Here is a 20653-nt window from a genome sequence, read left to right on the forward strand (position 1 = left end):
CGAACAGGCCGTTGCCGGGCTGGCAATGGCCCCGAACAGAGGAACGACCGTGCATAACGTCGTCATCAGCGGCACCGGCCTGTACACCCCGGCCAACAGCATCTCCAACGAAGAGCTGGTGGAGTCCTTCAACGCCTACGTGCAGCAGTTCAACCGCGACAACGCCGCCGCCATCGAGCGCGGTGAGGTCCAGGCCCTGGCCGAGTCCAGCGCCGCCTTCATTGAAAAAGCCTCGGGGATCAAAAGCCGCTTCGTCATGGACAAGGACGGCATCCTCGATCCGCAGCGCATGAAGCCGCGCCTGCCGGAGCGCTCCAACGACGAACCGTCGATCCTCTGCCAGATGGCCGTGGCCGCCGCCGAACAGGCCCTGCAACGCGCAGGCCGCACGGCTGCGGACGTCGATGCGGTCATCGTTGCCTGTTCCAACCTGCAGCGCCCGTACCCGGCCATTGCCATCGAAGTGCAACAGGCCCTGGGCATCAACGGCTTTGGTTTCGACATGAACGTGGCCTGCTCGTCGGCCACCTTCGGCATCCAGACCGCCTGCAACAGCGTGCAACTGGGCCAGGCCCGCGCGGTACTGGTGATCAGCCCGGAAATCTGTACCGGCCACCTGAACTTCCGTGACCGCGACAGCCATTTCATCTTTGGTGATGCGGCCACCGCCGTCTTGGTCGAACGCGCCGACCTGGCGACCTCCAAGCATCAGTTCGACATTGTCAGCACCAAGCTGCTGACCCAGTTCTCGAACAACATCCGCAACAACTTTGGCTTCCTCAACCGCGCGGGCGAAGAGGGCATCGGCGCCCCCGACAAGCTGTTCGTCCAGGAAGGCCGCAAGGTGTTCCGCGAGGTCTGCCCGATGGTTGCCGAGCTGATCGGCCAGCACCTGACCGATAACAACCTCAACGTCAGCGACGTCAAGCGCTTCTGGCTGCACCAGGCCAACCTGAGCATGAACCACTTGATCGTCAAGAAACTGCTCGGCCGTGATGCCCTGGAAGAAGAGGCACCGGTGATCCTCGACAGCTATGCCAACACCAGTTCGGCAGGCTCGGTGATCGCCTTGCACAAGCATCAGGATGACCTGCCACAGGGCGCGCTGGGCGTGCTCAGCTCGTTCGGCGCCGGTTATTCGATTGGTAGCGTGATCCTGCGCAAGCGCTGAGCTTCAGTTAAGGGCGAAGTGTCCCACCGTGCTGGTGCACTTCGCTGATGGCGTTGGCTGTAACAAATCCGCCTAATCGGACTCTACCCGCAGAACGATGGATGGATGGCGATGACTGGCGAACAACAAGCCCGCTTGCTGGAGAGGCTGCTCAAGGGTGAGCAACAAGCGTTCAAGGAACTGGTCGACACCTATCAGGGCGCCATGCGCGCAGTCGCCAACGCGATTGTCGGCAGCCGGCACGCCGATGAGGCGGTACAGGATGCCTGGCTGGCGGTGGTGCGTAACCTCAAGGGCTTCGAGCAGCGTTCGAGCCTCAAGACCTGGCTGCTCACCATTACCGCCAACGCGGCCAAGACCCGCTACAAGCAGAATCGCCGCGAAGTGCTGCTCGATGACCTGCCTGGCCCTCATGGCACGGTCGGCGACGAGCGCTTCGCCACCGACGGGCACTGGCTGCAAGGGCCCTCGGCCTGGCACGAAGACACGCCAGAGGCCATGCTCAGCCGTGAGCAGTTGCGCGAATGCCTTGAACATACTTTGCTGAGCCTGTCGGAACTGCAACGCAGTGTGCTGGTGTTGCGCGAGCGGCAGGGTCTGGAGCTTGAGCAGATCTGTAATCTTCTCGAGATTTCCCTCTCCAATGTCCGCGTGCTGCTGCACCGGGCGCGCCTCAAGGTCTTTGCGACCCTGGAACATTTCGAGGAAACCGGCCAATGCTGAGCTGCAAGCAACTCGTCGCCCGCTCAAGCGACTACCTGGATGAACAACTGACCCTGGGCGAGCGCCTGATGGTGCGTCAGCACCTGTTGTTCTGTCGCCACTGCCGGCGCTTTCTCAAGCAGATGCGCGTGGCCCAGGCGACGGTACGGGCCTTGCCGGAGGCGCCGGTGGTCGACAGCGATGCCCTGGCCGAGCGTCTGGCCCGGGAGCTGAAAAACTCCTGAATCACGCTTGGAAGGCTCTGCAACGGAGCTTTCCGGCTTATTTCATTTCGAAGTAAAAAAGTTCCCTTGTCACAAAACATTTATCTAAAAGCCACTGATCTGACATAAGCCCCCGCCAAGATTCCTCCCCAGCACAAGTGGCTTGAGCCGCGTGTTTTTCCAACATTATCAAGACCATAAAGTAGGGGAGCTTCTTCGATGATCCGTAAGCACTTCGCAGGTTTCGCAGCCAGCGCCTTGGCCATGGCCGTTACCGCCCAGGCTTTCGCGGGTACCGTGACCACCGACGGCGCCGATATCGTAGTCAAGACCAAGGGTGGCCTCGAGGTCGCTACCACCGACAAAGAGTTCAGCTTCAAGCTGGGCGGTCGGATTCAGGCCGACTACAGCCGTTTCGACGGTTTCTACACCAACAACGGCAACACCGCTGACGCCGGTTACTTCCGCCGCGCCTACCTGGAACTGGGCGGCGTGATGTACAAGGACTGGGCCTACCAGATCGCTTACGACTTCTCGCACAACTCCGGCGGTGACAACCGTTCCGAAGACGGTTACTTCGATGAAGCCTCGCTGGCCTACAACGGCTTCAGCCCGGTATCGATCAAGTTCGGTCGTTTCGACCCTGAGTTCGGCCTGGAAAAAGCCACCAGCTCCAAGTGGGTAACCGCTCAGGAACGTACCGCTGCCTACGACCTGGTCGACTGGACCAACGCCCACAACGGCGGCCTGGGCCTGCAGGTTTCGGGTAACGCCGGTGACTCGCTGTATGGCTCGGTCGGTGCCTTCGCCAAGGACGCCACCAACCAGGACAAGGACGGCGACAGCACCAAGCAGTTCAACCTGCGCGGCGTCTTCGCACCGATGCACGAAGCCGGCAACGTCCTGCACTTGGGTATCAACTATGCCCAGCGCGACCTCTCCGACACCGCGTTCGACGGCCGTATCCGCAGCCGCCTGGGCATGCGCGGCGTCAGCACCGACGGCGGCCAGGATGCCGGTACCAACGGCAACCGCCTGACCCTGGGCGGCCGCAACAACACCCCGGCCGGTGCCTATGACACCGACAAGGCCTGGGGGCTGGAAGCGGCCTGGGCCATGGGCCCGTTCTCGGTTCAGGGCGAATACGTCAAGCGTGACGTCCAGGCCGACAGCGCCGCGTTCTCCGACATCAAGGCTGACGGCTACTACGGTCAGCTGGCCTACACCATCACCGGTGAAGCCCGTGGCTACAAGCTCGGCAAGTTCGACAGCATCAAACCCTCGAACAAGCAGATCGGTGCCTGGGAAGTGTTCTACCGCTATGACCACCTGAGCGTCGATGACGACAATGGCGCGTTCGCCAACGTCAGCGATATCGAAGGCAAGGTGCATAACGTTGGTCTGAACTGGTACGCCAACGAGTCGATCAAGCTCAGCGGCGTGTACGTCAAAGCCAAGGTCGACAATGCCGAGAACGCTGTCGGCGACGACAGCGGCGACGGTTTCGTCATGCGCGCGCAGTACGTGTTCTAAGCAATACCGCTCCTCATCCGTTAGATCTTCAGCCCCGCTTGTGCGGGGCTTTTTTTCGTCTGCGCGACGAGGCAGACTGCGTCAATGCCCAAGCTCATCTTGCAACACCTTGCCGAACTCACGCCTGCCACCTGGGATGCCCTGGTGCCACAGGAGCAGCCGTTTTTGCGCCACGCGTTTCTGTCCAGCCTGGAGGACAGCGGCAGCGTCAGCCGCCACACCGGTTGGAGCCCGGCGCATCAGTTGCTCACCGACAGTGCCGGCCAACTGCGCGCGGCCTTGCCGGCCTATGTGAAGACCCACTCATTCGGCGAGTACGTGTTCGACCACGGTTGGGCCGATGCCTGCGAGCGGGCGGGGATTGCCTATTATCCCAAGCTGCTCTGCGCCGTGCCGTTCTCGCCGGTGACCGGCCCGCGCTTGCTGGGCGACCCGCATGCGGCGGCCGAGCTGGTCGATCAACTGACGGACGAACTGTTTGCACAGGGGATGTCCGGCGCGCATATCAACTTCACCGATGAGCGCGCCGATGCGCTGATGCGCGAGCGTGAAGGCTGGATGGAACGCCTGGGTTGCCAGTTTCATTGGCGTAATCAGGGCTACCGCGACTTCCAGGATTTTCTCGACACCTTGAGTTCACGCAAGCGCAAACAGATGCGCAAGGAGCGTGAGCAGGTCGTGGGGCACGGCATCGAGTTTCATTGGTTTCGCGGTGATGAACTGAGCGAGGCCCAGTGGGATTTCGTTTTTGCCTGTTATGCCAATACCTATGCCGTACGCCGTCGTGCACCTTATCTGACCCGAGCGTTTTTCAGTCTGCTGGCTGAGCGCATGCCCGCAGCGATTCGTGTGGTCATGGCCCGTCAGGGCGGCCGCGATGTCGCCATGGCCTTCAGCCTGGTCGGTGGCGACAGCCTGTATGGCCGTTATTGGGGCTGCCTGGATGCGTTCGACCGGCTGCACTTCGAGACCTGTTTCTACCAGGGCATGGACCTGGCGATTGCCGAAGGCCTGCAGCGTTTCGATGCCGGGGCGCAAGGTGAGCACAAGCTGATTCGCGGTTTTGAGCCGGTGATCACCCGTTCCTGGCATTACCTGCTGCACCCCGGCTTGCGCCGGGCGGTGGAGGAGTTCCTGCAGCAGGAGCGGGCGGGGGTGTTGGCGTATGCCGAGGAGGCGCGTTTAGCGTTGCCTTATCGGCAAGGCTGAGGGCTTCATCGCGGGGCAAGCCCGCTCCCACTGTGGGAGCGGGCTTGACCCGCGATGAGGTTACTGTCAGTCGATCCCGACAAACCCCCCGGTCTGGTGATGCCACAAGCGCGCATACAAGCCTTGATGCGCCAGCAACTCCGCGTGGCTACCCATCTCGGCGATCCGGCCTTTCTCCAGGACCACCAGACGATCCATGCGGGCGATGGTCGACAGCCGGTGGGCAATGGCGATCACGGTCTTGCCCTGCATCAGGGTTTCCAGGCTTTCCTGGATCGCCGCTTCAACTTCCGAGTCCAGTGCTGAAGTCGCCTCGTCCATGATCAGGATCGGCGCATTCTTGAGCAGCACCCGGGCAATGGCGATGCGCTGGCGCTGGCCGCCGGAGAGCTTGACCCCGCGTTCACCCACATGCGCGTCGAAGCCGGTGCGGCCCTGGGCATCGGACAGTTGCGGAATGAACTCGTCGGCCCGGGCCCGGCGTACCGCTTCCCACAGCTCTTCTTCGGTGGCGTCGGGGCGGCCATACAGCAGGTTTTCGCGAATCGAGCGGTGCAATAGCGAGGTGTCCTGGGTGATCATGCCGATCTGCGCGCGCAGGCTGGCCTGGGTCACCTGGGCGATGTCCTGGCCATCGATGAGGATGCGCCCGCTTTCCAGGTCGTACAGGCGTAGCAGCAGGTTGACCAGGGTTGACTTGCCCGCGCCGGACGGGCCGATCAGGCCGATCTTCTCGCCCGGGCGGATGTCCAGGTTCAGGCCGTCGATGATGCGGCTGCCCTTGCCGTAGTGAAAACTGACGTTGTCGAACTTCACCCCGCCGCGATCGACCTTGAGCGTAGGTGCGCTCGGCGAGTCGGTGACGCTCACCGGCTGGGCGATGGTCTGCAGGCCATCCTGGACCATGCCGATGTTCTCGAAGATGCCGTTGACCACCCACATGATCCAGCCGGACATGTTGACGATGCGGATCACCAGGCCGGTGGCCAGGGCGATGGCACCGACCGTGATCAGCGACTGGGTCCATAGCCACAGCGCCAGGCCCGTGGTGCTGACGATCAGCAGGCCGTTGAGGCTGGTGATGACCACGTCCATGCTGGTGACCACGCGGGCGGCCAACTGGGTTTTTTCGGTCTGCTCGCTGATCGCTTCACGAGCGTATTGCTGCTCGAAGTCGGTGTGGGCGAAGAGTTTCAGGGTAGCGATGTTGGTGTAGCCATCGACGATGCGGCCCATGAGCTTGGAGCGGGCATCGGAGGAGATCACGGCTCGGGCCTTGACCCGTGGCACGAAGTAGCAGAGTGCGCCGATGTAGCAGGCGATCCAGGTCATCAGCGGCAACATCAGCCGCCAGTCGGCCTCGGCAAACAGCACCAGCGAGCTGATCGCATAGATCAGTACGTGCCACAGCGCGTCCACCGCCTGCACCGCCGAGTCGCGCAGCGAGTTGCCGGTCTGCATGATGCGCTGGGCGATGCGTCCGGCAAAATCGCTCTGGAAGAAGTTCAGGCTCTGCTTGAGCACGAAGGTATGGTTCTGCCAGCGGATCATGCTGGTCATCCCCGGGCTGATGGTCTGGTGTACGAGAAGGTCGTGCAGGCCGAGAAACACCGGGCGCAGAATCAGCGCCACTACCAGCATCCACAGCAGTTCGGCAGCGTGATCGCTGAAGAAATCAAGCGAAGGGGTGCCTTGAGCCAGGTCGATGATCCGGCTCAAGTAACTGAAAAGGGCCACTTCGATCAATGCGCCGATGAATCCGATCACCAGCAGCGCGGCAAAACTTGGCCACACCTGGCGCAGGTAGTACACATAGAACGGCCATACCGTGGTGGGCGGCGCCGCAGTAGGCGCCTCACGGAAGATGTCGATGAGCTTTTCGAAGCGGCGAAACAGCATGAAAACGGTAACTCCTGTTCAGTTCGACCCGCAGGCCTGGTTCACGTCCCTGTGAAGCCCTGGGTCAGTCGATACGCTTGGCCGACTTGATGAACACCGGGTCGACCGGTACATCGCGCATGCCTTTGTTGACGGTGGTCGGCGAGTTGACGATCTGGTCGACCACATCCATCCCTTTGACGACCTTGCCGAACACTGCGTAACCGGCGTCACGGCCCGGGTCGAGGAAGGCGTTGTCGGCAACGTTGATGAAGAACTGGCTGGTGGCCGAGTTGGGGTTGGAGGTGCGTGCCATCGACAACGTGCCACGGACGTTTTGCAGGCCATTGCTGGCTTCGTTGCGAATCGGCGCCTTGGTGTCTTTTTGCACCATCTGCTCAGTGAAACCACCACCCTGGACCATGAAACCCGGGATCACCCGGTGGAAGATGGTGTTGTTGTAGAAACCGCTGTCCACGTATTGCAGGAAGTTCTTGCTGCTGATCGGCGCCTTGGTTTCGTTCAGTTCGATTTCGATCTGACCGAAGCTGGTTTCCAGCATTACATGAGGCGCTTTTTCAGCGGCCATCAGGCTGGTGGCGAAGACGACCGAGCAGGTGGCGAGCAGGAGTTTTTTCAGCATGGGCTCAATGATCCTTGAGAGGTGGTGGACGCCGCCAGGAACTGCAGCAGCGTCTGATTGAAGAGGTCAGGTTGGTCCAGGGGCGTAGCGTGCCGGGAATCTTCGATCACCGCCAGCCGTGCGTGTGGAATCAGGGCCACGTAGCGCTCTTTAAGTTGTACCGGGGTGTAATCCTGGTCGGCGCTGATGACCAGGGTAGGACAGCGAATCTGCCCCAGGCGTTCCGCCACGCCCCAGCCGACAATGGCGTCGAAACTGGCCAGGTACGCACGCTTGTCGTTCCTGGCCCAGCGCTCAGCCATCTTGCGCCGCAAGTCGGCCTGCTGTGGCTTGGGGAACAGCCGTTCGGCCAGGCCCTTGCCGATGGTTTCAAGGCTCAGCAGCCGCGCCAGGGCCCAGCGCTTGGCCCACCAGATCCAGTCGCTGCGGCTGCGGCGCTTGACCTCCGGGGCGCTGTTGACGATGCACAGGCTGCGCAGCCACTCGGGGTGATCGACGGCAAACTGAAAGCCGACCATGCCGCCCATGGACAGGCCGACCAGGTGCACCGGGCCGGTCTGCAGTTGCTCGAGCAGGGCTAGAAGGTCGGCGCTGAAGCTGGCGATGCTGTAGCGCTCGCGGGGCTTGTCGGAGCGGCCGTGGCCGCGGATGTCCATGAGGATCACCCGGTACTGGCGGGCAAGCGTCGGCACCTGCATTTCCCAGTCCTGGCAACTGGAACCCAGGCCGTGCAGCAGCACCAGCGGCTCGCCCTGGCCGTATTCCTCGTAGTGCAGCGAGCAACCTTCATGTTCGAAGTAGGCCATCGGCGTGATTCCTGTCAGGCTTGGGCGGGCGCGGCGAAGGGCACATCCAGCGGTGCGGTGTCGAAGTTGCGCAGCAATTCGACGAGGATCTGCGTCGCCGGGCCCAGGGGTTTGTCCTTGTTCGAGTAAAGGTAGAACAGTGGGTGGCGACTGCCACCCTGATCCAGTGGCAAAGGCTTGAGCAGGCCTTCGCGCAGCTCGCGTTCGATCAGGTGGCGGGGCAACCAGGCAAAGCCCAGGCCGCTGCTGACGAAAGTCGCGGCGGTGGCCAGGCTGCCGACCGTCCAGCGCTGTTCGGCGCCCAGCCAGCCGACGTCACGTGGCTGCGCGCGGCCGGAGTCGCGGATCACCACCTGCAGCTGGCTTTCCAGGTCCTGGAAGCTCAGTTCCCGACCCAGGCGGTGCAGGCTGTGTTCGGGGTGGGCAACGGCAACGAACTCGACCGAACTGAGCTCCGTGCCCAGGTAGCCGGAAATATTGAAGCCGCTGATGGCAAGGTCGGCGACGCCTTCGTGCAGGACTTCCTCGACCCCGGACAGCACCTCTTCACGCAGGCGCACCCGGCAGCCACGGCTTTGCGGCATGAACGCACTCAAGGCGCGGACCAGGCGGGCGTTGGGGTAGGCGGCATCGACCACCAGGCGCACTTCGGCTTCCCAGCCCTGTTCCATATGGTGGGCCAGGTCTTCGAGCTGGCTGGCCTGCTTGACCAGTTGCCGCGAGCGGCGCAGCAGCACGTTGCCGGCCTCGGTCAGCACGGCCTTGCGCCCGTCGATGCGCAGCAGCGGCACGCCGAGCTGGTCCTGCATGCGCGCCACGGTGTAGCTCACCGAGGATTGCGAGCGGTGCAGGGCCTCGGCGGCTTGGGCAAAGCCACCATGATCGACCACCGCCTGCAGGGTCCGCCACTGGTCCAGGGTTACGCGCGGCGCTTTCATCTTCGGCTCCTGTTGTCCTAAGCTGGCGCTCTTTCATGGAGAGCGTCGTATGAAGAAATATTGTGCTGTATTGCTGGCCCTGCTTCCGCTCACGGCCCTGGCCTATCCCATCGACGTGGAAAAGGACATCGACGGCGTCAAGGTCGACTACACCACCTACGACACCGACCGTGACATTGGCTCGATCACCCTGAACAACTATGGCGACGTTGCCGCGCAGTGCAAGGTGTCCTTTCGCAACGGTCCGGAAGCGCCACGGGTGCGCCGCGTACTGGTGCCGGCGAAAAAAAGCGTCGATGCCACGGCCAAGTTCAACCGGGAAATCATCAAGCTGCGTATCGCCTTGAGCTGCAAACCGGAATAAAACAATTTAACTGATAGGTTGGACCCAGTTTTTACGCTTTTTTATCGATAGGTCAATCATTAATCTTGCCTCCATCGACTTACCGAACTCGCCGATGGAGGCAAGCCCCATGTCCCGTGTACTCGTCATCGAAAGCAGCGCCCGCCAGCAGGACTCGATCTCCCGGCAACTGACCCGTGACTTCGTCAGCCAGTGGCAAGCCGCCCACCCGGCCGACCAGGTCACCCTGCGCGACCTGGCCGTCAACCCGGTGCCGCACCTGGATGGCAACCTGCTCGGTGGCTGGATGAAGCCCGAAGCCCAGCGCAATGCCGATGAGCTGCAGGCCCTGACCCGCTCCAACGAGTTGACCGATGAAGTGCTGGCGGCCGACGTGCTGGTCCTGGCCGCACCGATGTACAACTTCACCATTCCCAGCACCCTTAAAGCCTGGCTGGACCATGTACTGCGTGCCGGCATCACCTTCAAGTACACCGAAACCGGGCCGCAGGGCCTGCTGACCGGCAAGCGCGCCTACATCCTCACCGCCCGTGGTGGTATCCATGCCGGTGCCAGCAGCGATCATCAGGAACCTTACCTGCGCCAGGTCATGGCCTTTATCGGTATCCATGACGTGACCTTCATCCACGCCGAAGGCCTGAACATGGGCGGCGATTTCCACGAGAAGGGCCTGAACCAGGCCAAGGCGCAGCTTGCTGCGGTGGCATGAGCCGGCAATGAATTTTCCCGCCTGACACCTGTTGCTCCTTTGGGTGTGCCTGCCCGGTCGCTGCCTTGTGCAGGACCGGGCTTTTTTATTTCGCGATTGCATGCAAGCACTGTGGGAGCTGGCCTTGCCAGCGATAAGGCCCGCAGGGCCTTCAGCAGTTGCCGGGCCTCCCGCTAACCGCTAAGGTCGCCGCCTCCACAGCAAGGGGCACACATGGGCTATTTATTGATTGTCGCGTTGATCCAGGCGTTTTCCTTCAGCCTGATCGGCGAGTACCTGGCCGGCCATGTCGACAGCTACTTCGCCGTGCTGGCGCGGGTGCTGCTGGCCGGGCTGGTGTTCCTGCCGCTGACTCGCTGGCGCCAGGTCGAACCGCGCTTCATGCGTTCGATGCTGCTAATCGGTGCGCTGCAATACGGCATCACCTATGTCTGCCTGTACCTGAGCTTTCGCGTGCTGACAGTGCCGGAGGTGCTGCTGTTCACCATTCTCACGCCCTTGCACGTGACCCTGATCGAAGATGCCCTGAACCGGCGTTTCAACCCCTGGGCGCTGGTGGCGGCGCTGGTGGCGGTTGCCGGCGCGGCGGTGATTCGCTTTGACCGCATCAGCCCGGACTTCTTCATGGGCTTTTTGCTCCTGCAACTGGCCAACTTCACCTATGCCGCCGGGCAGGTGCTGTACCGCCACCTGATCGCGCGCAACCCCAGCGACCTGCCGCATTACCGGCGTTTCGGCTACTTCTACCTGGGTGCCTTGTTGGTGGTGCTGCCGGCGTTCCTGCTGTTCGGCAACACCCAGCACCTGCCGAGCACCGACGTGCAATGGCTGGTGCTGTTGTTCCTGGGGCTGTGCCCGACGGCGCTGGGTTTGTACTGGTGGAACAAGGGCGCCTGCCTGGTTTCAGGCGGCACCCTGGCGGTGATGAACAACCTGCATGTACCGGTCGGGTTGCTGCTCAACCTGCTGATCTGGAACCAGCACGAGCCGCTGGGCCGGTTGTTCATCGGCGGGGCGGTGATCCTGGCGTCGCTATGGTTCAGTCGTCTCGGCACTCAGCGCCCGCTGCTGGCTGGGCAAGGTCGAGGGTAACAGGCCGGCGCGCAGGTCGTTGCCGCTGGGTTGCTGGTACAGGCTCAGGCCGAACTCCGGCAACACCGCCAGCAGGTAGTCGAAGATGTCGCCCTGGATGCGTTCGTACTCGGCCCACGCCGTGGTGCGGGTGAAGCAGTAGATTTCCAGCGGCACGCCCTGGGCGGTGGTCTGCATCTGGCGGACCATGCAGGTCATGTTCGGTTGGATGTCCGGGTGGCTTTTCAGATAAGCCAGGGCGTAGGCGCGGAAGGTGCCGACGTTGGTCAGCCGGCGGCGATTGGCCGACAGCTCCGCCACCGGGCCCTGGGCCTCGTTCCAGCTGTGCAGTTCGTTGCGCTTGCGGGCGATGTAGTCGGTCAGCAGGCGCACCTCGGACAGGCGCTGCTCTTCGGCGCTGGTCAGAAAACGCACGCCGCCGGCATCGATGAACAAGCTGCGCTTGATCCGCCGCCCGCCCGATTGCTGCATGCCGCGCCAGTTCTTGAATGACTCGGACATCAAGCGCCAGGTGGGAATGGAAACAATCGTCTTGTCGAAATTCTGCACCTTGACCGTGTGCAGGGTGATGTCCACCACATCGCCATCGGCGCCGACCTGGGGCATCTCGATCCAGTCGCCGACCCTCAGCATGTCGTTGCTGGTCAGCTGCACGCTGGCGACGAACGACAGCAGGGTGTCCTTGTAGACCAACAGGATGACGGCCGACATCGCACCCAGGCCTGAGAGCAGCAACAGCGGCGAGCGGTCGATCAGGGTGGCGACGATGACGATGGCGCCGAACACGAACAGGACCATCTTGGCCAACTGCACGTAACCTTTGATCGAGCGGGTACGGGCGTGCTCGGTGCGTGCGTAGATGTCCAGCAGGGCGTCGAGCAGGGCGCTCAGGGCCAGGGTCAGGAACAGGATGGTGAAGGCCAGGGCAACGTTGCCGAGGAAATGCTGGCTGGTGGCGCTGAGCTCCGGCACCAGCTTGAGGCCAAACTGCACCACCAGCGACGGGGTGGTCTGGGCCAAGCGCTGGAACACCTTGTTCTCGCGCAGGTCGTTGACCCAGTGCAGGGCCGGCTGGCGACCGAGCAGGCGGGCGGCGTGCAGCACCAGGAAACGCGCCACCCGGCCCAGCACCAGGGCAATCGCCAACAGGACGCCAAGGCCGATACCGGCGTGCAGCACCGGGTGTTGATCGAGGGTGCCCCAGAGGTCCAGGGTGTTTTGCCACAGCTGTTGAATGTCCATAACGGTGTCGTAGAGGGTCCGCAAGTCGAAAACAAGGCCATTAGAGCGCGTATTGGCAAGAAGTTGCCAAAAGAAATTCGGCTCCGACGCCGGAAAACGTTACCCTATGCAACTGAATTTTTTGCACATGCCCGAGGTACACCCGTGTTTTCCCAATTCGCCCTGCACGAACGCCTGCTCAAAGCCGTGGCCGAGCTGAAATTTGTCGAGCCGACGCCGGTGCAGGCAGCGGCCATCCCATTGGCGTTGCAAGGGCGTGACCTGCGGGTGACGGCGCAAACCGGTAGCGGCAAGACTGCAGCCTTCGTCCTGCCGATGCTCAACCGCCTGGTTGACCTCAAGCAAAAACGTGTCGAAATTCGCGCCCTGGTGCTGCTGCCGACCCGCGAGCTGGCGCAGCAGACCCTCAAGGAAGTCGAGCGTTTCTCCCAGTTCACCTTCATCAAGGCCGGCCTGATCACCGGCGGTGAAGACTTCAAGGAACAGGCAGCGATGCTGCGCAAGGTGCCGGACGTGCTGATCGGCACCCCGGGTCGCCTGCTCGAACAGCTCAATGCCGGCAACCTGCACCTGGAGCATGTCCAGGTCATCGTGCTCGATGAAGCCGACCGCATGCTCGACATGGGCTTTGCCGAAGACGTCGAGCGCTTGTGCAACGAATGCCCGAACCGTGAACAGACCATGCTGTTCTCCGCCACCACCGGCGGTGCCGGCCTGCGCGACATGATCGGCAAAGTGCTGAAAACCCCTGAACACCTGATGCTCAACAGCGTCAGCCAGCTGGCCGAAGGCACCCGCCAGCAGATCATCACCGCCGACCATAACCAGCACAAAGAACAGATCGTGCAGTGGCTGCTGCAGAACGAGACCTACGACAAGGCGATCATCTTCACCAACACCCGGGTGATGGCCGACCGCATCTACGGGCACCTGGTGGCCAAGGACTACAAGGCGTTCGTGCTGCACGGCGACAAGGACCAGAAGGACCGCAAGCTGGCGATCGAGCGCCTGAAGCAGGGCGGCGCCAAGATCCTCGTTGCCACCGACGTCGCCGCCCGCGGCCTGGACGTCGACGGCCTGGACCTGGTGATCAACTTCGACATGCCACGCAGTGGCGACGAGTACGTGCACCGCATCGGCCGTACCGGCCGTGCCGGTAACGAAGGCCTGGCGGTATCGCTGATCTGCCACGGCGACTGGAACCTGATGTCGAGCATCGAGCGCTACCTGAAGCAGAGCTTCGAGCGTCGGGTGATCAAGGAAGTCAAAGGCACGTACACCGGGCCGAAGAAGGTCAAGGCCTCGGGCAAGGCGGCCGGTGTGAAGAAGAAAAAAGCTGACAAGAAAGGCGACAAGAAGGTCGTAGCCAAGCGCAAGCCGACCGCCAAGCCGAAGCCTAACGCCCCGCTGGCCAGCGCCGATGGCCTGGCACCGCTCAAGCGCCGCAAGCCGGCGCCGGCTGCGGAGTAAGCGCCGGCCTCATCGCCGGCAAGACCGGCTTGTGTCTTGAGGTAGGAATAGAATCAGAAGTGAGAGCGGTGAATGGCAAGCTGCACGCCGGTAGTGCTCAAAGCACGTGTGGGAGCAAAGCTGCCATTCACCTCTCCACTCTGGCCCGAGCCCGAACAGTTGATTGAGCGCCTCTCGAATCACAAGCGTGGGCCAAGCCAGAGCGCTCTCACAACTGAGTGTAAGAGGGTTCAGCCATGTTGTCTTCTGTTGGAATCGACACTGCCAAAGCCACTTTAGAGATCTGCATCAAACCTCAAAAAATCCGCTTCGAAGTGGCCAACAACTCCGCAGGCTTCGAGGCGTTGCTTGAGCGTCTGAAGGACTTCAATATCAGTCGAGTGCTGATCGAAGCGACAGGCGGCTACGAGAAAGATGTGTTGATCGCCCTGGCCTCAGCAGGACTGGAAACCATCTGCATCAACCCAGCCCGTGCCCGAAAATTCGCCGATGCCATGGGTAAAAAAGCCAAAACCGACAAGATCGACGCCGAAGTCCTTGCGGACTTCGCTGCACACCTCAGCGCCCCTCAAGGCCAACCGGTCAGCCCTGAACGCGAAGAGCTGCGAGAGCTGGTGAAGCAGCGCGCCCAATTTGTGCAGAGCCGTGATGACTACAAGCGGCGTCGCCAGCAATGTCGCTCGGCAACAGTGATGGCCCACTTCGATGAGCATATAGAGCAGCTGAAAGTGCTGATCAAACGCCTCGACGAAGAAATTGACCAGGCGATGGTGCAACTTGACGATACCAGGGCGCGTCAGTTGTTGGCGGTGAGCGGAATCGGTCGGGTAACCGCCGCAAATCTGCTCGCCTCACTGCCTGAACTGGGGCAGTTGGACCGCCGTCAAATCGCCGCGCTGGTGGGCGTAGCGCCTTACAACAACGATAGCGGTAGCCATCGAGGGCACCGCCAGATATGGGGTGGCCGGGCGCATGTAAGGCGAGTGCTGTACATGTCGAGCTGGATCATCATCCGCCACAACACGGAATTTAAAGCACGCTACGAAGCACTTCGGGAGCGTGGCAAGTGCGCCAAAGTGGCCCTCGTAGCCTGCATGCGGGTGCTGATCGTCAGGCTGAATGCAATGCTGCGGGACAATACCCCTTGGCGAGTGCAAACAGCCTGATCAAGACAGTTGCTCCCACAGGTTCTTTGCCGTCCTTGTGGGAGCTGGCTTGCCAGCGATAGCCCCACCCCGATTTCAGGTCTTTTTCTCCGCTGCCTTCAGCTCCTGCAACCGCTTGTCGATCAGCGGGCAGCAGGCTGGCGGCACGCTTAAAATCAGTCGAACCGCAGCCCCGCGCACCGGTCACAATCTTACTTACCCTGATTGAGGCTATGCCAATGACCACCTATGACTGGGACCTGATCGAACGCCTGTTGCACGAAGCGCAGAACAGCGCCGGGCACAGTTTTACCCCCAGGCCCTACGCCGAGCAGCATGCGGCCCAGCTGGCGGCCGAGGGTGCGGCCCCTGGCGATCTCGATCATCTGAAAACCAAGGCATGTGAGTACGAAAAGCTGCTGTTCGAGCGCGGTTATTTTGCGTCACGCCCGGAAGACGAGGGCGGCAACGGCGAGAACTTCATCCTCACCGAACGCGGCTCGCGGCTGTTGAGCCTGCTGGACAGCAGCATTCCGGGCAACGCTCACCCGCGTCAGGTACTGGATGAACAGGACGATCCCCTGGACGAAACGACCTTCGATCAATTGGCCTCCAGGGCGCAGATTGCCTGAAGCAGGCAACACAAGGCTGGCATTGAGCGGCCGCTGCCGCTGATAATCGGCGATGGATCCACTTCTGCCGAGAACCTGCCATGTCGATGCCTGATTCCGGGGGCGCCCGATGAGCGTCAGCCGCCGCAATACCGATGCCTTTGCCCTGCAAGTGATGCTGGTACTGTGCCTGATCTGGGGTATCCAGCAGGTCATGATCAAGTGGGCCGCGCCGGATATCGCCCCGGTCATGCAACAGGCCATGCGCTCGGGCATGGCGGCGGTGCTGGTCGGCCTGCTGATGTGCTTTCGCGGCGGCTGGGATCAGGTAGCCAGCACCTGGCGTGGCGGTCTGCTGGCCGGTGCGCTGTTCGGCCTGGAGTTTCTGTTCATCGCCGAAGGCCTGAAGCTGACCTCGGCGGCGCACATGTCGGTATTCCTTTACACCGCACCGGTGTTCACTGCCCTGGGCCTGCATTTCATGCTGCCGAGCGAGCGGCTGCGGCCCTTGCAGTGGCTGGGCATCCTGTTGGCGTTTGGCGGCATTGCCTTTGCTTTTGCAGGTGGTATCTCGTTGGCGCAGTTGGACGGGCGCATGTTGCTCGGTGATGCCTTCGGTGTGCTGGCGGGCCTGGCCTGGGGCGCAACCACCGTGGTGGTGCGTGCTTCGCGGTTGTCTGAAGCCCCGGCGACTCTGACGCTGTTCTATCAATTGGCGGTCGGTTTCGTCGGCTTGCTGCTGATAGCCGTCGCCAGTGGTCAGGTTACCCACGTGCAGTTCACCCCGCTATCGATCGGCAGCCTGCTGTTCCAGGGCCTGATCGTGTCGTTCTTCAGCTACCTGACCTGGTTCTGGCTGCTGCGCCGCTACCTGGCCTCGAACCTGGCGGTGTTCTCCTTTATTACCCCGTTGTTCGGGGTGACCTTCGGGGTGCTGCTGCTCGGCGAGCCGCTGAGCCTGAACTTCGTCCTCGGGGCGATCATGGTGCTGCTCGGGGTGACCCTGGTCAGCGCTGAGCAGTGGGTGCGCCGACGCCTGCGCAGCCTGCTCGGCTAGCCTGCGCGCGCAACAGCAGCATGCCTGCGAGTAACAGGCCGCTGGCCGCGATGACCAGCGCGGCTTGCAGGCTGCCGGCAAACTGATTGCTCAGCGCCGCCAGCAACGGCCCGCTGAGCTGGCCGAGGGCAAAGCAGGCGGTCAGCAACCCGGCATTGCGTTGGCTTGCCTGCGGCGCCAGCTCCCGCGAGCGTTGCATTACCAGTTGCATACAGGCCAGGAACGGGCCGCCACAGAGGACCACCCCGAGCGCCAGGCCCAGGCCGTTGCCCAGCAGGCAAGCGAACACGCCGGCGGCCTGCAGCCACAGGGTTGCGATCAGCCAGTGTGAGGTACTGCCCATGCCCGGGCGGCGCAGGCTGACCAGCACCACGCCCAGCGCTGCCGCCAGGCCGAAGCCGGGCCAGAACAGATCAGCCAGCCAGTGCCCGTGAAAGCGCGCGCTGGCCATCTGCGACATGAAGGTCGCGGGGATGATGTAACCGATACCGTACAGCGCATACACCCCGCCCAAGCGGCCCATCCCTTGTGCGGCGGGCTGGGCGAGCGCCGGGCTGCCAGCAGGCATGTCTGGCTGCGGACGTGGCAGCGCTGGCAGCACGACCAGCAGCATCAGCAGGGCAACCGCCGCGTAGATCAGCCACAAAGGTGCCGAACCCAGGCCCTTGAGGTTGGCGACCAGCGCCAGCATGCCGGTAAGCAAAATTCCCACGCCAGGCCCGGCAAATACCAGGGCGCCCAGCCGTGGCCGGTTGCTGGCCGCCGCCACTTGCTGGCTGAAGCTGGTGAGCATGACCAGCACCCAGGCGCTGGCCACGCCGGTGCCAAAGCGCAGCAGCAGGTGGGCCCAGAAGCCGCTGGCCCAGAACGACGCCAGGGTCAGCACTACACACAGCCACAGCCCTGCGTGCAGGCGCGCGCTGACCTGGCCCGGGCGGCGGGCGAACATGGCGTCCAGCGCACCGAGGAAATACCCCAGGTAGTTGGCGGCGGCGATCAGGCCGGCGGCGGTCAGGCTGATCTGGCCTTCGCTGATCAGGTGCGGCAACTGCGGGGTCAGGGCGAAGCGGCCAATGCCCATGGCCATCATCAGGGCAACGGCACAGGCGAGAAGGCGGGCAAGTGGCGACATGGCGGCGATTCCTGCACAGGCGTGGATGACCGTCAGGCTAAAGCCGGTTGACTTTCAATAAAATTGAATAATGATGAGAAACTTATTCTGTTTTGGAGAATGGCTCATGGAGCTCAGCCAGTTGCGGATTTTTCAGGCGGTGGCCGAGGAGGGCTCGGTGACCCGCGCTGCCGAGCGCCTGCACCGGGTACCGTCGAACCTGTCGACCCGCCTGCGCCAGCTCGAAGAGCAACTGGGCGTCGAGCTGTTCCGCCGTGAACGCCAGCGTTTGCAGCTATCACCGGCGGGCAAGGTGCTGCTCGATTACGCTGGGCGCATGCTTGCCCTGCATGATGAAGCTTTTGCCGCCGTGCAGGGCGGGCAACCCGCCGGGGAGTTCGTCCTCGGCTCGATGTACAGCACTGCGGCGATTCACCTGCCGGAGCTGCTGGCCCGGTACCACAGCGCTTATCCGGCGGTGAACCTGCAGGTGCAGGCGGCGCCCAGCGGCGAGTTGCTCGAAGGCTTGCTCAGTGGTCGCCTGGACGCGGCATTGGTTGATGGACCGCTAGCCCTGGCCGGGCTCGATGGGGTACCGCTGTGCGATGAAACCCTGGTGCTGATCACCGAGCCCGGCCATGCGCCAGTGCGCAGTGCCCGCGATGTCGCCGGGCGGGCGGTGTTCACCTTTCGTCAGGGTTGTTCCTACCGGATGCGCCTGGAAGCCTGGTATGCCCATGATCATGCGGCCATGGGCCGGGCCATGGAGATCGAGTCATATCCAAGCATGCTCGCCTGCGTAATCGCCGGAGCAGGGGTGGCGCTGATGGCCCAGTCGATGCTCGACAGCCTGCCGGGCAGGGAGCGGGTGGCGGTGCATCGCCTGCAGGCGCCGTTCGGTCAGGCCACCACCTGGCTGATGTGGCGCAAGGGCATGCGCGGGGCGAACCTGAGTGCCTGGATCGATTTGCAACAAGGGGAAACAGTTGCACAGGCGCCGGGGCTGGCGGTCAGTGCTTGAGGGAGATCAAACTTGGCTTTGGTCGTATGTTTTCAACATGCGCAATGTAAGACATCGGGCTATGATCTGTATGAAGCATCGCAGGATTTGTTCGCCGTGCAGGCTGACCCGTAAGGGGGAGTTATGAGAAACCATCTGTTCAACTGGCTCCACGACCTGGCCGCTGCCTTGGGCCTGATCCCGCCACCGCTACAGCCGGTGCCGATTCCAACCGACGAAGAACAGCGCAAGCGCCAGCCACGTCGCTAAAACACGTCGGCCGCCGCATCATTGCTGATGCGACGGCCGTGCTGCATCTGCAGGTCAGGCCAGGTTGACGGCGCCTACCGGGCGGCGCGACATCAGGCTGACGAGCACAAAACTCACCAGGCCGATCGCCAGGCTGTAGTAGATCGGCGTGTTGGCATCCATCCCGTCCTTGATCATGAACGCCAGAGCGGTGACGAAGCCCAGGCTCATACTGGTGATCGCCGCTGCGGTGGTGGCGCGTTTCCAGTAGATGGCACCGATCAGCGGAATCAGCATGCCGCCCACCAGCAGGTTATAAGCCAGGGTCAGCGCGCTGATGACATCGGTCACCACCAGGGCGATACCCAGCACGGCAATACCGGTCAGCAGGGTGAACAGGCGGTTGATGCCCAGGCTCGACTGCTTGCCGCCACGCAGTTTCGGCAGCAGGTCTTCGGTCAGTACCGTGGACGCTGCCAGCAGGCCGGCGCTGGCGGTCGACATCATCGCCGCCAGCGCAGCAGCAATCACCAGGCCGCGGATGCCGTCAGGCAGGGCGGATTTGACGATTGCGGCAAAGGCGTTGTTGGCGTTGTCCAGATCCGGCAGGAGGATATGCGCCGCCATGCCGATCACTGCGCACACCAGGCCGTAGATCACGCAATAAACCCCAGCGGTGGTGCCCGCATACTTGGCGACCTTCTCGTCACGGGCGGTGAACACCCGTTGCCAGATATCCTGGCCGATCAGGATGCCGAAGAAGTAGATCAGGAAGTAGGTGATGATGGTGTCCCAGCCGATGGTGGTCAGGCTGAAGTTGCTGGCGGGCAGCTTGGCCACCAGTTGATCCCAGCCACCGACCTTGTACAGGCAGATGGGCAGCAGGACGAACATCAGGCCGACGGTCTTGATCACGAACTGGACGATGTCGGTCAGGGTCAGCGACCACATGCCGCCGATGGTCGAGTACACCACTACCACGCCACCACCGAGCAGCACCGCGCCCCAGAACGGCAGGTCGAACAGCACTTGCAGGACGGTGCCGATGGCCAGGGTCGAGGTCACCGCGATCATTAGCGCGTAAGCGAGCATGATCACCGCGCTGGCCTGGCGGGCCATGGGGTTGTAGCGTTTTTCCAGCACCTGGGTGACGGTGAAGATCTTCAGGCGCAGCAGTGGTTTGGCCAGGAACAGGTTCAGGGCAATGATGCCCAGGCCCAGTGCGGCGCACAGCCAGAAGCCGGAAATCCCGTGTACATAGCCAAGGCGTACGGTACCGACGGTCGAAGCGCCGCCCAGGACCGTGGCGGCCATGGTGCCCATGTACAGGCTTGGGCCCAGGTTGCGCCCGGCCACCAGGTAATCTTCATGGGTTTTTGCCCGGCGCATGCCGAACCAGCCAAGCGCGAGCATGCCGGCCGCGTAGATCAGAACAACGAATATGTCCAAGGCCATGGGTGTCTCCAATTATCTTTATTATGGTGAGATCGACCCCGGCG

At 62.5% G+C, this 20653-nt stretch carries 21 protein-coding genes; 14 read left to right on the plus strand and 7 right to left on the minus strand.

From position 1 onward, the window contains the following. Positions 1-49: 49 nt before the first annotated feature. The 5 genes from PspR32_RS06845 to PspR32_RS06865 all read left to right on the plus strand — a co-directional run bounded on the left by PspR32_RS06845 (position 50) and on the right by PspR32_RS06865 (position 4839). Entirely contained in the window at positions 50-1171 is a 1122-nt protein-coding gene (locus PspR32_RS06845) for a beta-ketoacyl-ACP synthase III (RefSeq protein WP_100783144.1), read from the plus strand. A gap of 111 nt (positions 1172-1282) precedes the next feature. Next, a complete protein-coding gene (locus tag PspR32_RS06850) occupies positions 1283-1894 on the plus strand; it encodes an RNA polymerase sigma factor (protein WP_159388249.1) in 612 nt (203 codons plus the stop codon). After that, complete coding sequence (locus PspR32_RS06855) at positions 1888-2118, plus strand: anti-sigma factor family protein (RefSeq protein ID WP_010223073.1); 231 nt, start codon at positions 1888-1890, stop codon at positions 2116-2118. The genes PspR32_RS06850 and PspR32_RS06855 overlap by 7 nt, the downstream gene beginning before the upstream one ends. A 198-nt stretch (positions 2119-2316) precedes the next feature. Further along, a complete protein-coding gene (locus PspR32_RS06860; RefSeq protein ID WP_010223072.1) occupies positions 2317-3630 on the plus strand; it encodes an OprO/OprP family phosphate-selective porin in 1314 nt (437 codons plus the stop codon). Positions 3631-3714: 84 nt separating this feature from the next. Beyond that, positions 3715-4839: a GNAT family N-acetyltransferase gene (locus PspR32_RS06865; protein WP_036994220.1), complete on the plus strand. Its 1125-nt coding sequence runs from the start codon at positions 3715-3717 to the stop codon at positions 4837-4839. A 66-nt stretch (positions 4840-4905) separates the two neighbouring features. On the opposite strand, the gene PspR32_RS06870 is transcribed toward PspR32_RS06865, so the two are convergent. The 4 genes from PspR32_RS06870 to PspR32_RS06885 form a co-directional block, all read right to left on the minus strand. Next, on the minus strand, positions 4906-6738 hold the full coding sequence (locus tag PspR32_RS06870) for an ABC transporter ATP-binding protein (protein ID WP_036994221.1): 1833 nt from the start codon (positions 6736-6738) through the stop codon (positions 4906-4908). A 64-nt stretch (positions 6739-6802) separates the two neighbouring features. Beyond that, entirely contained in the window at positions 6803-7360 is a 558-nt protein-coding gene (locus PspR32_RS06875) for a peptidylprolyl isomerase A (RefSeq protein WP_010223069.1), read from the minus strand. Continuing rightward, positions 7354-8166, minus strand: coding sequence for an alpha/beta fold hydrolase (locus PspR32_RS06880; protein WP_010223068.1), 813 nt, complete (start codon positions 8164-8166; stop codon positions 7354-7356). The genes PspR32_RS06875 and PspR32_RS06880 overlap by 7 nt, the downstream gene beginning before the upstream one ends. Before the next feature lie 14 nt (positions 8167-8180). Next, positions 8181-9104 carry a LysR family transcriptional regulator gene (locus tag PspR32_RS06885; RefSeq protein WP_010223067.1) on the minus strand — a complete coding sequence of 308 codons (924 nt, stop codon included), beginning with the start codon at positions 9102-9104 and terminating at the stop codon, positions 8181-8183. 49 nt (positions 9105-9153) lie between these two features. On the opposite strand from PspR32_RS06885, the gene PspR32_RS06890 reads away from it, so the two are divergent. From PspR32_RS06890 to PspR32_RS06900, 3 genes are all read left to right on the plus strand, one after another. Further along, entirely contained in the window at positions 9154-9468 is a 315-nt protein-coding gene (locus PspR32_RS06890; protein ID WP_010223066.1) for a hypothetical protein, read from the plus strand. A gap of 109 nt (positions 9469-9577) precedes the next feature. Continuing rightward, entirely contained in the window at positions 9578-10177 is a 600-nt protein-coding gene (locus PspR32_RS06895; RefSeq protein ID WP_036994222.1) for an FMN-dependent NADH-azoreductase, read from the plus strand. 213 nt (positions 10178-10390) lie between these two features. Next, positions 10391-11269 (plus strand): carboxylate/amino acid/amine transporter, encoded by an 879-nt coding sequence (locus PspR32_RS06900; protein WP_010223064.1) that lies wholly within the window; start codon positions 10391-10393, stop codon positions 11267-11269. Here PspR32_RS06900 and PspR32_RS06905 read toward each other — a convergent pair. Continuing rightward, positions 11210-12511: a mechanosensitive ion channel family protein gene (locus PspR32_RS06905; RefSeq protein WP_010223063.1), complete on the minus strand. Its 1302-nt coding sequence runs from the start codon at positions 12509-12511 to the stop codon at positions 11210-11212. The two genes, PspR32_RS06900 and PspR32_RS06905, sit on opposite strands and share 60 nt — an antisense overlap. 144 nt (positions 12512-12655) lie before the next feature. On the opposite strand from PspR32_RS06905, the gene PspR32_RS06910 reads away from it, so the two are divergent. From PspR32_RS06910 to PspR32_RS06925, 4 genes are all read left to right on the plus strand, one after another. After that, a complete protein-coding gene (locus PspR32_RS06910) occupies positions 12656-13981 on the plus strand; it encodes a DEAD/DEAH box helicase (protein WP_010223062.1) in 1326 nt (441 codons plus the stop codon). A 236-nt stretch (positions 13982-14217) separates the two neighbouring features. Continuing rightward, positions 14218-15147: an IS110 family transposase gene (locus PspR32_RS06915; RefSeq protein ID WP_159388250.1), complete on the plus strand. Its 930-nt coding sequence runs from the start codon at positions 14218-14220 to the stop codon at positions 15145-15147. Between the two features lie 218 nt (positions 15148-15365). After that, positions 15366-15758, plus strand: a complete 393-nt coding sequence (locus PspR32_RS06920; protein WP_010223061.1) for a hypothetical protein — start codon at positions 15366-15368, stop codon at positions 15756-15758. Positions 15759-15867: 109 nt separating this feature from the next. Next, a complete protein-coding gene (locus tag PspR32_RS06925) occupies positions 15868-16794 on the plus strand; it encodes a DMT family transporter (RefSeq protein ID WP_010223060.1) in 927 nt (308 codons plus the stop codon). Here PspR32_RS06925 and PspR32_RS06930 read toward each other — a convergent pair. After that, positions 16745-17926 carry a YbfB/YjiJ family MFS transporter gene (locus PspR32_RS06930; RefSeq protein ID WP_159388251.1) on the minus strand — a complete coding sequence of 394 codons (1182 nt, stop codon included), beginning with the start codon at positions 17924-17926 and terminating at the stop codon, positions 16745-16747. The genes PspR32_RS06925 and PspR32_RS06930 overlap by 50 nt on opposite strands. A gap of 106 nt (positions 17927-18032) precedes the next feature. Here PspR32_RS06930 and ptrR point away from each other — a divergent pair, with 106 nt between their 5' ends. Continuing rightward, the gene (ptrR, locus tag PspR32_RS06935) at positions 18033-18926 is read left to right on the plus strand and encodes a putrescine utilization regulator PtrR (RefSeq protein ID WP_010223058.1); all 894 of its coding nucleotides are present in this window, start codon (positions 18033-18035) and stop codon (positions 18924-18926) included. A 123-nt stretch (positions 18927-19049) separates the two neighbouring features. Continuing rightward, positions 19050-19175 (plus strand): PA1414 family protein, encoded by a 126-nt coding sequence (locus PspR32_RS26470; protein ID WP_010223057.1) that lies wholly within the window; start codon positions 19050-19052, stop codon positions 19173-19175. 54 nt (positions 19176-19229) lie between these two features. On the opposite strand, the gene PspR32_RS06940 is transcribed toward PspR32_RS26470, so the two are convergent. Further along, the gene (locus PspR32_RS06940) at positions 19230-20609 is read right to left on the minus strand and encodes a sodium:solute symporter (RefSeq protein WP_010223056.1); all 1380 of its coding nucleotides are present in this window, start codon (positions 20607-20609) and stop codon (positions 19230-19232) included. Between the last annotated feature and the right edge of the window lie 44 nt (positions 20610-20653).

Origin of the sequence: Pseudomonas sp. R32 (assembly GCF_009866705.1) — a bacterium.
In the GTDB taxonomy this organism is placed as follows: Bacteria; Pseudomonadota; Gammaproteobacteria; order Pseudomonadales; family Pseudomonadaceae; genus Aquipseudomonas; species Aquipseudomonas donghuensis.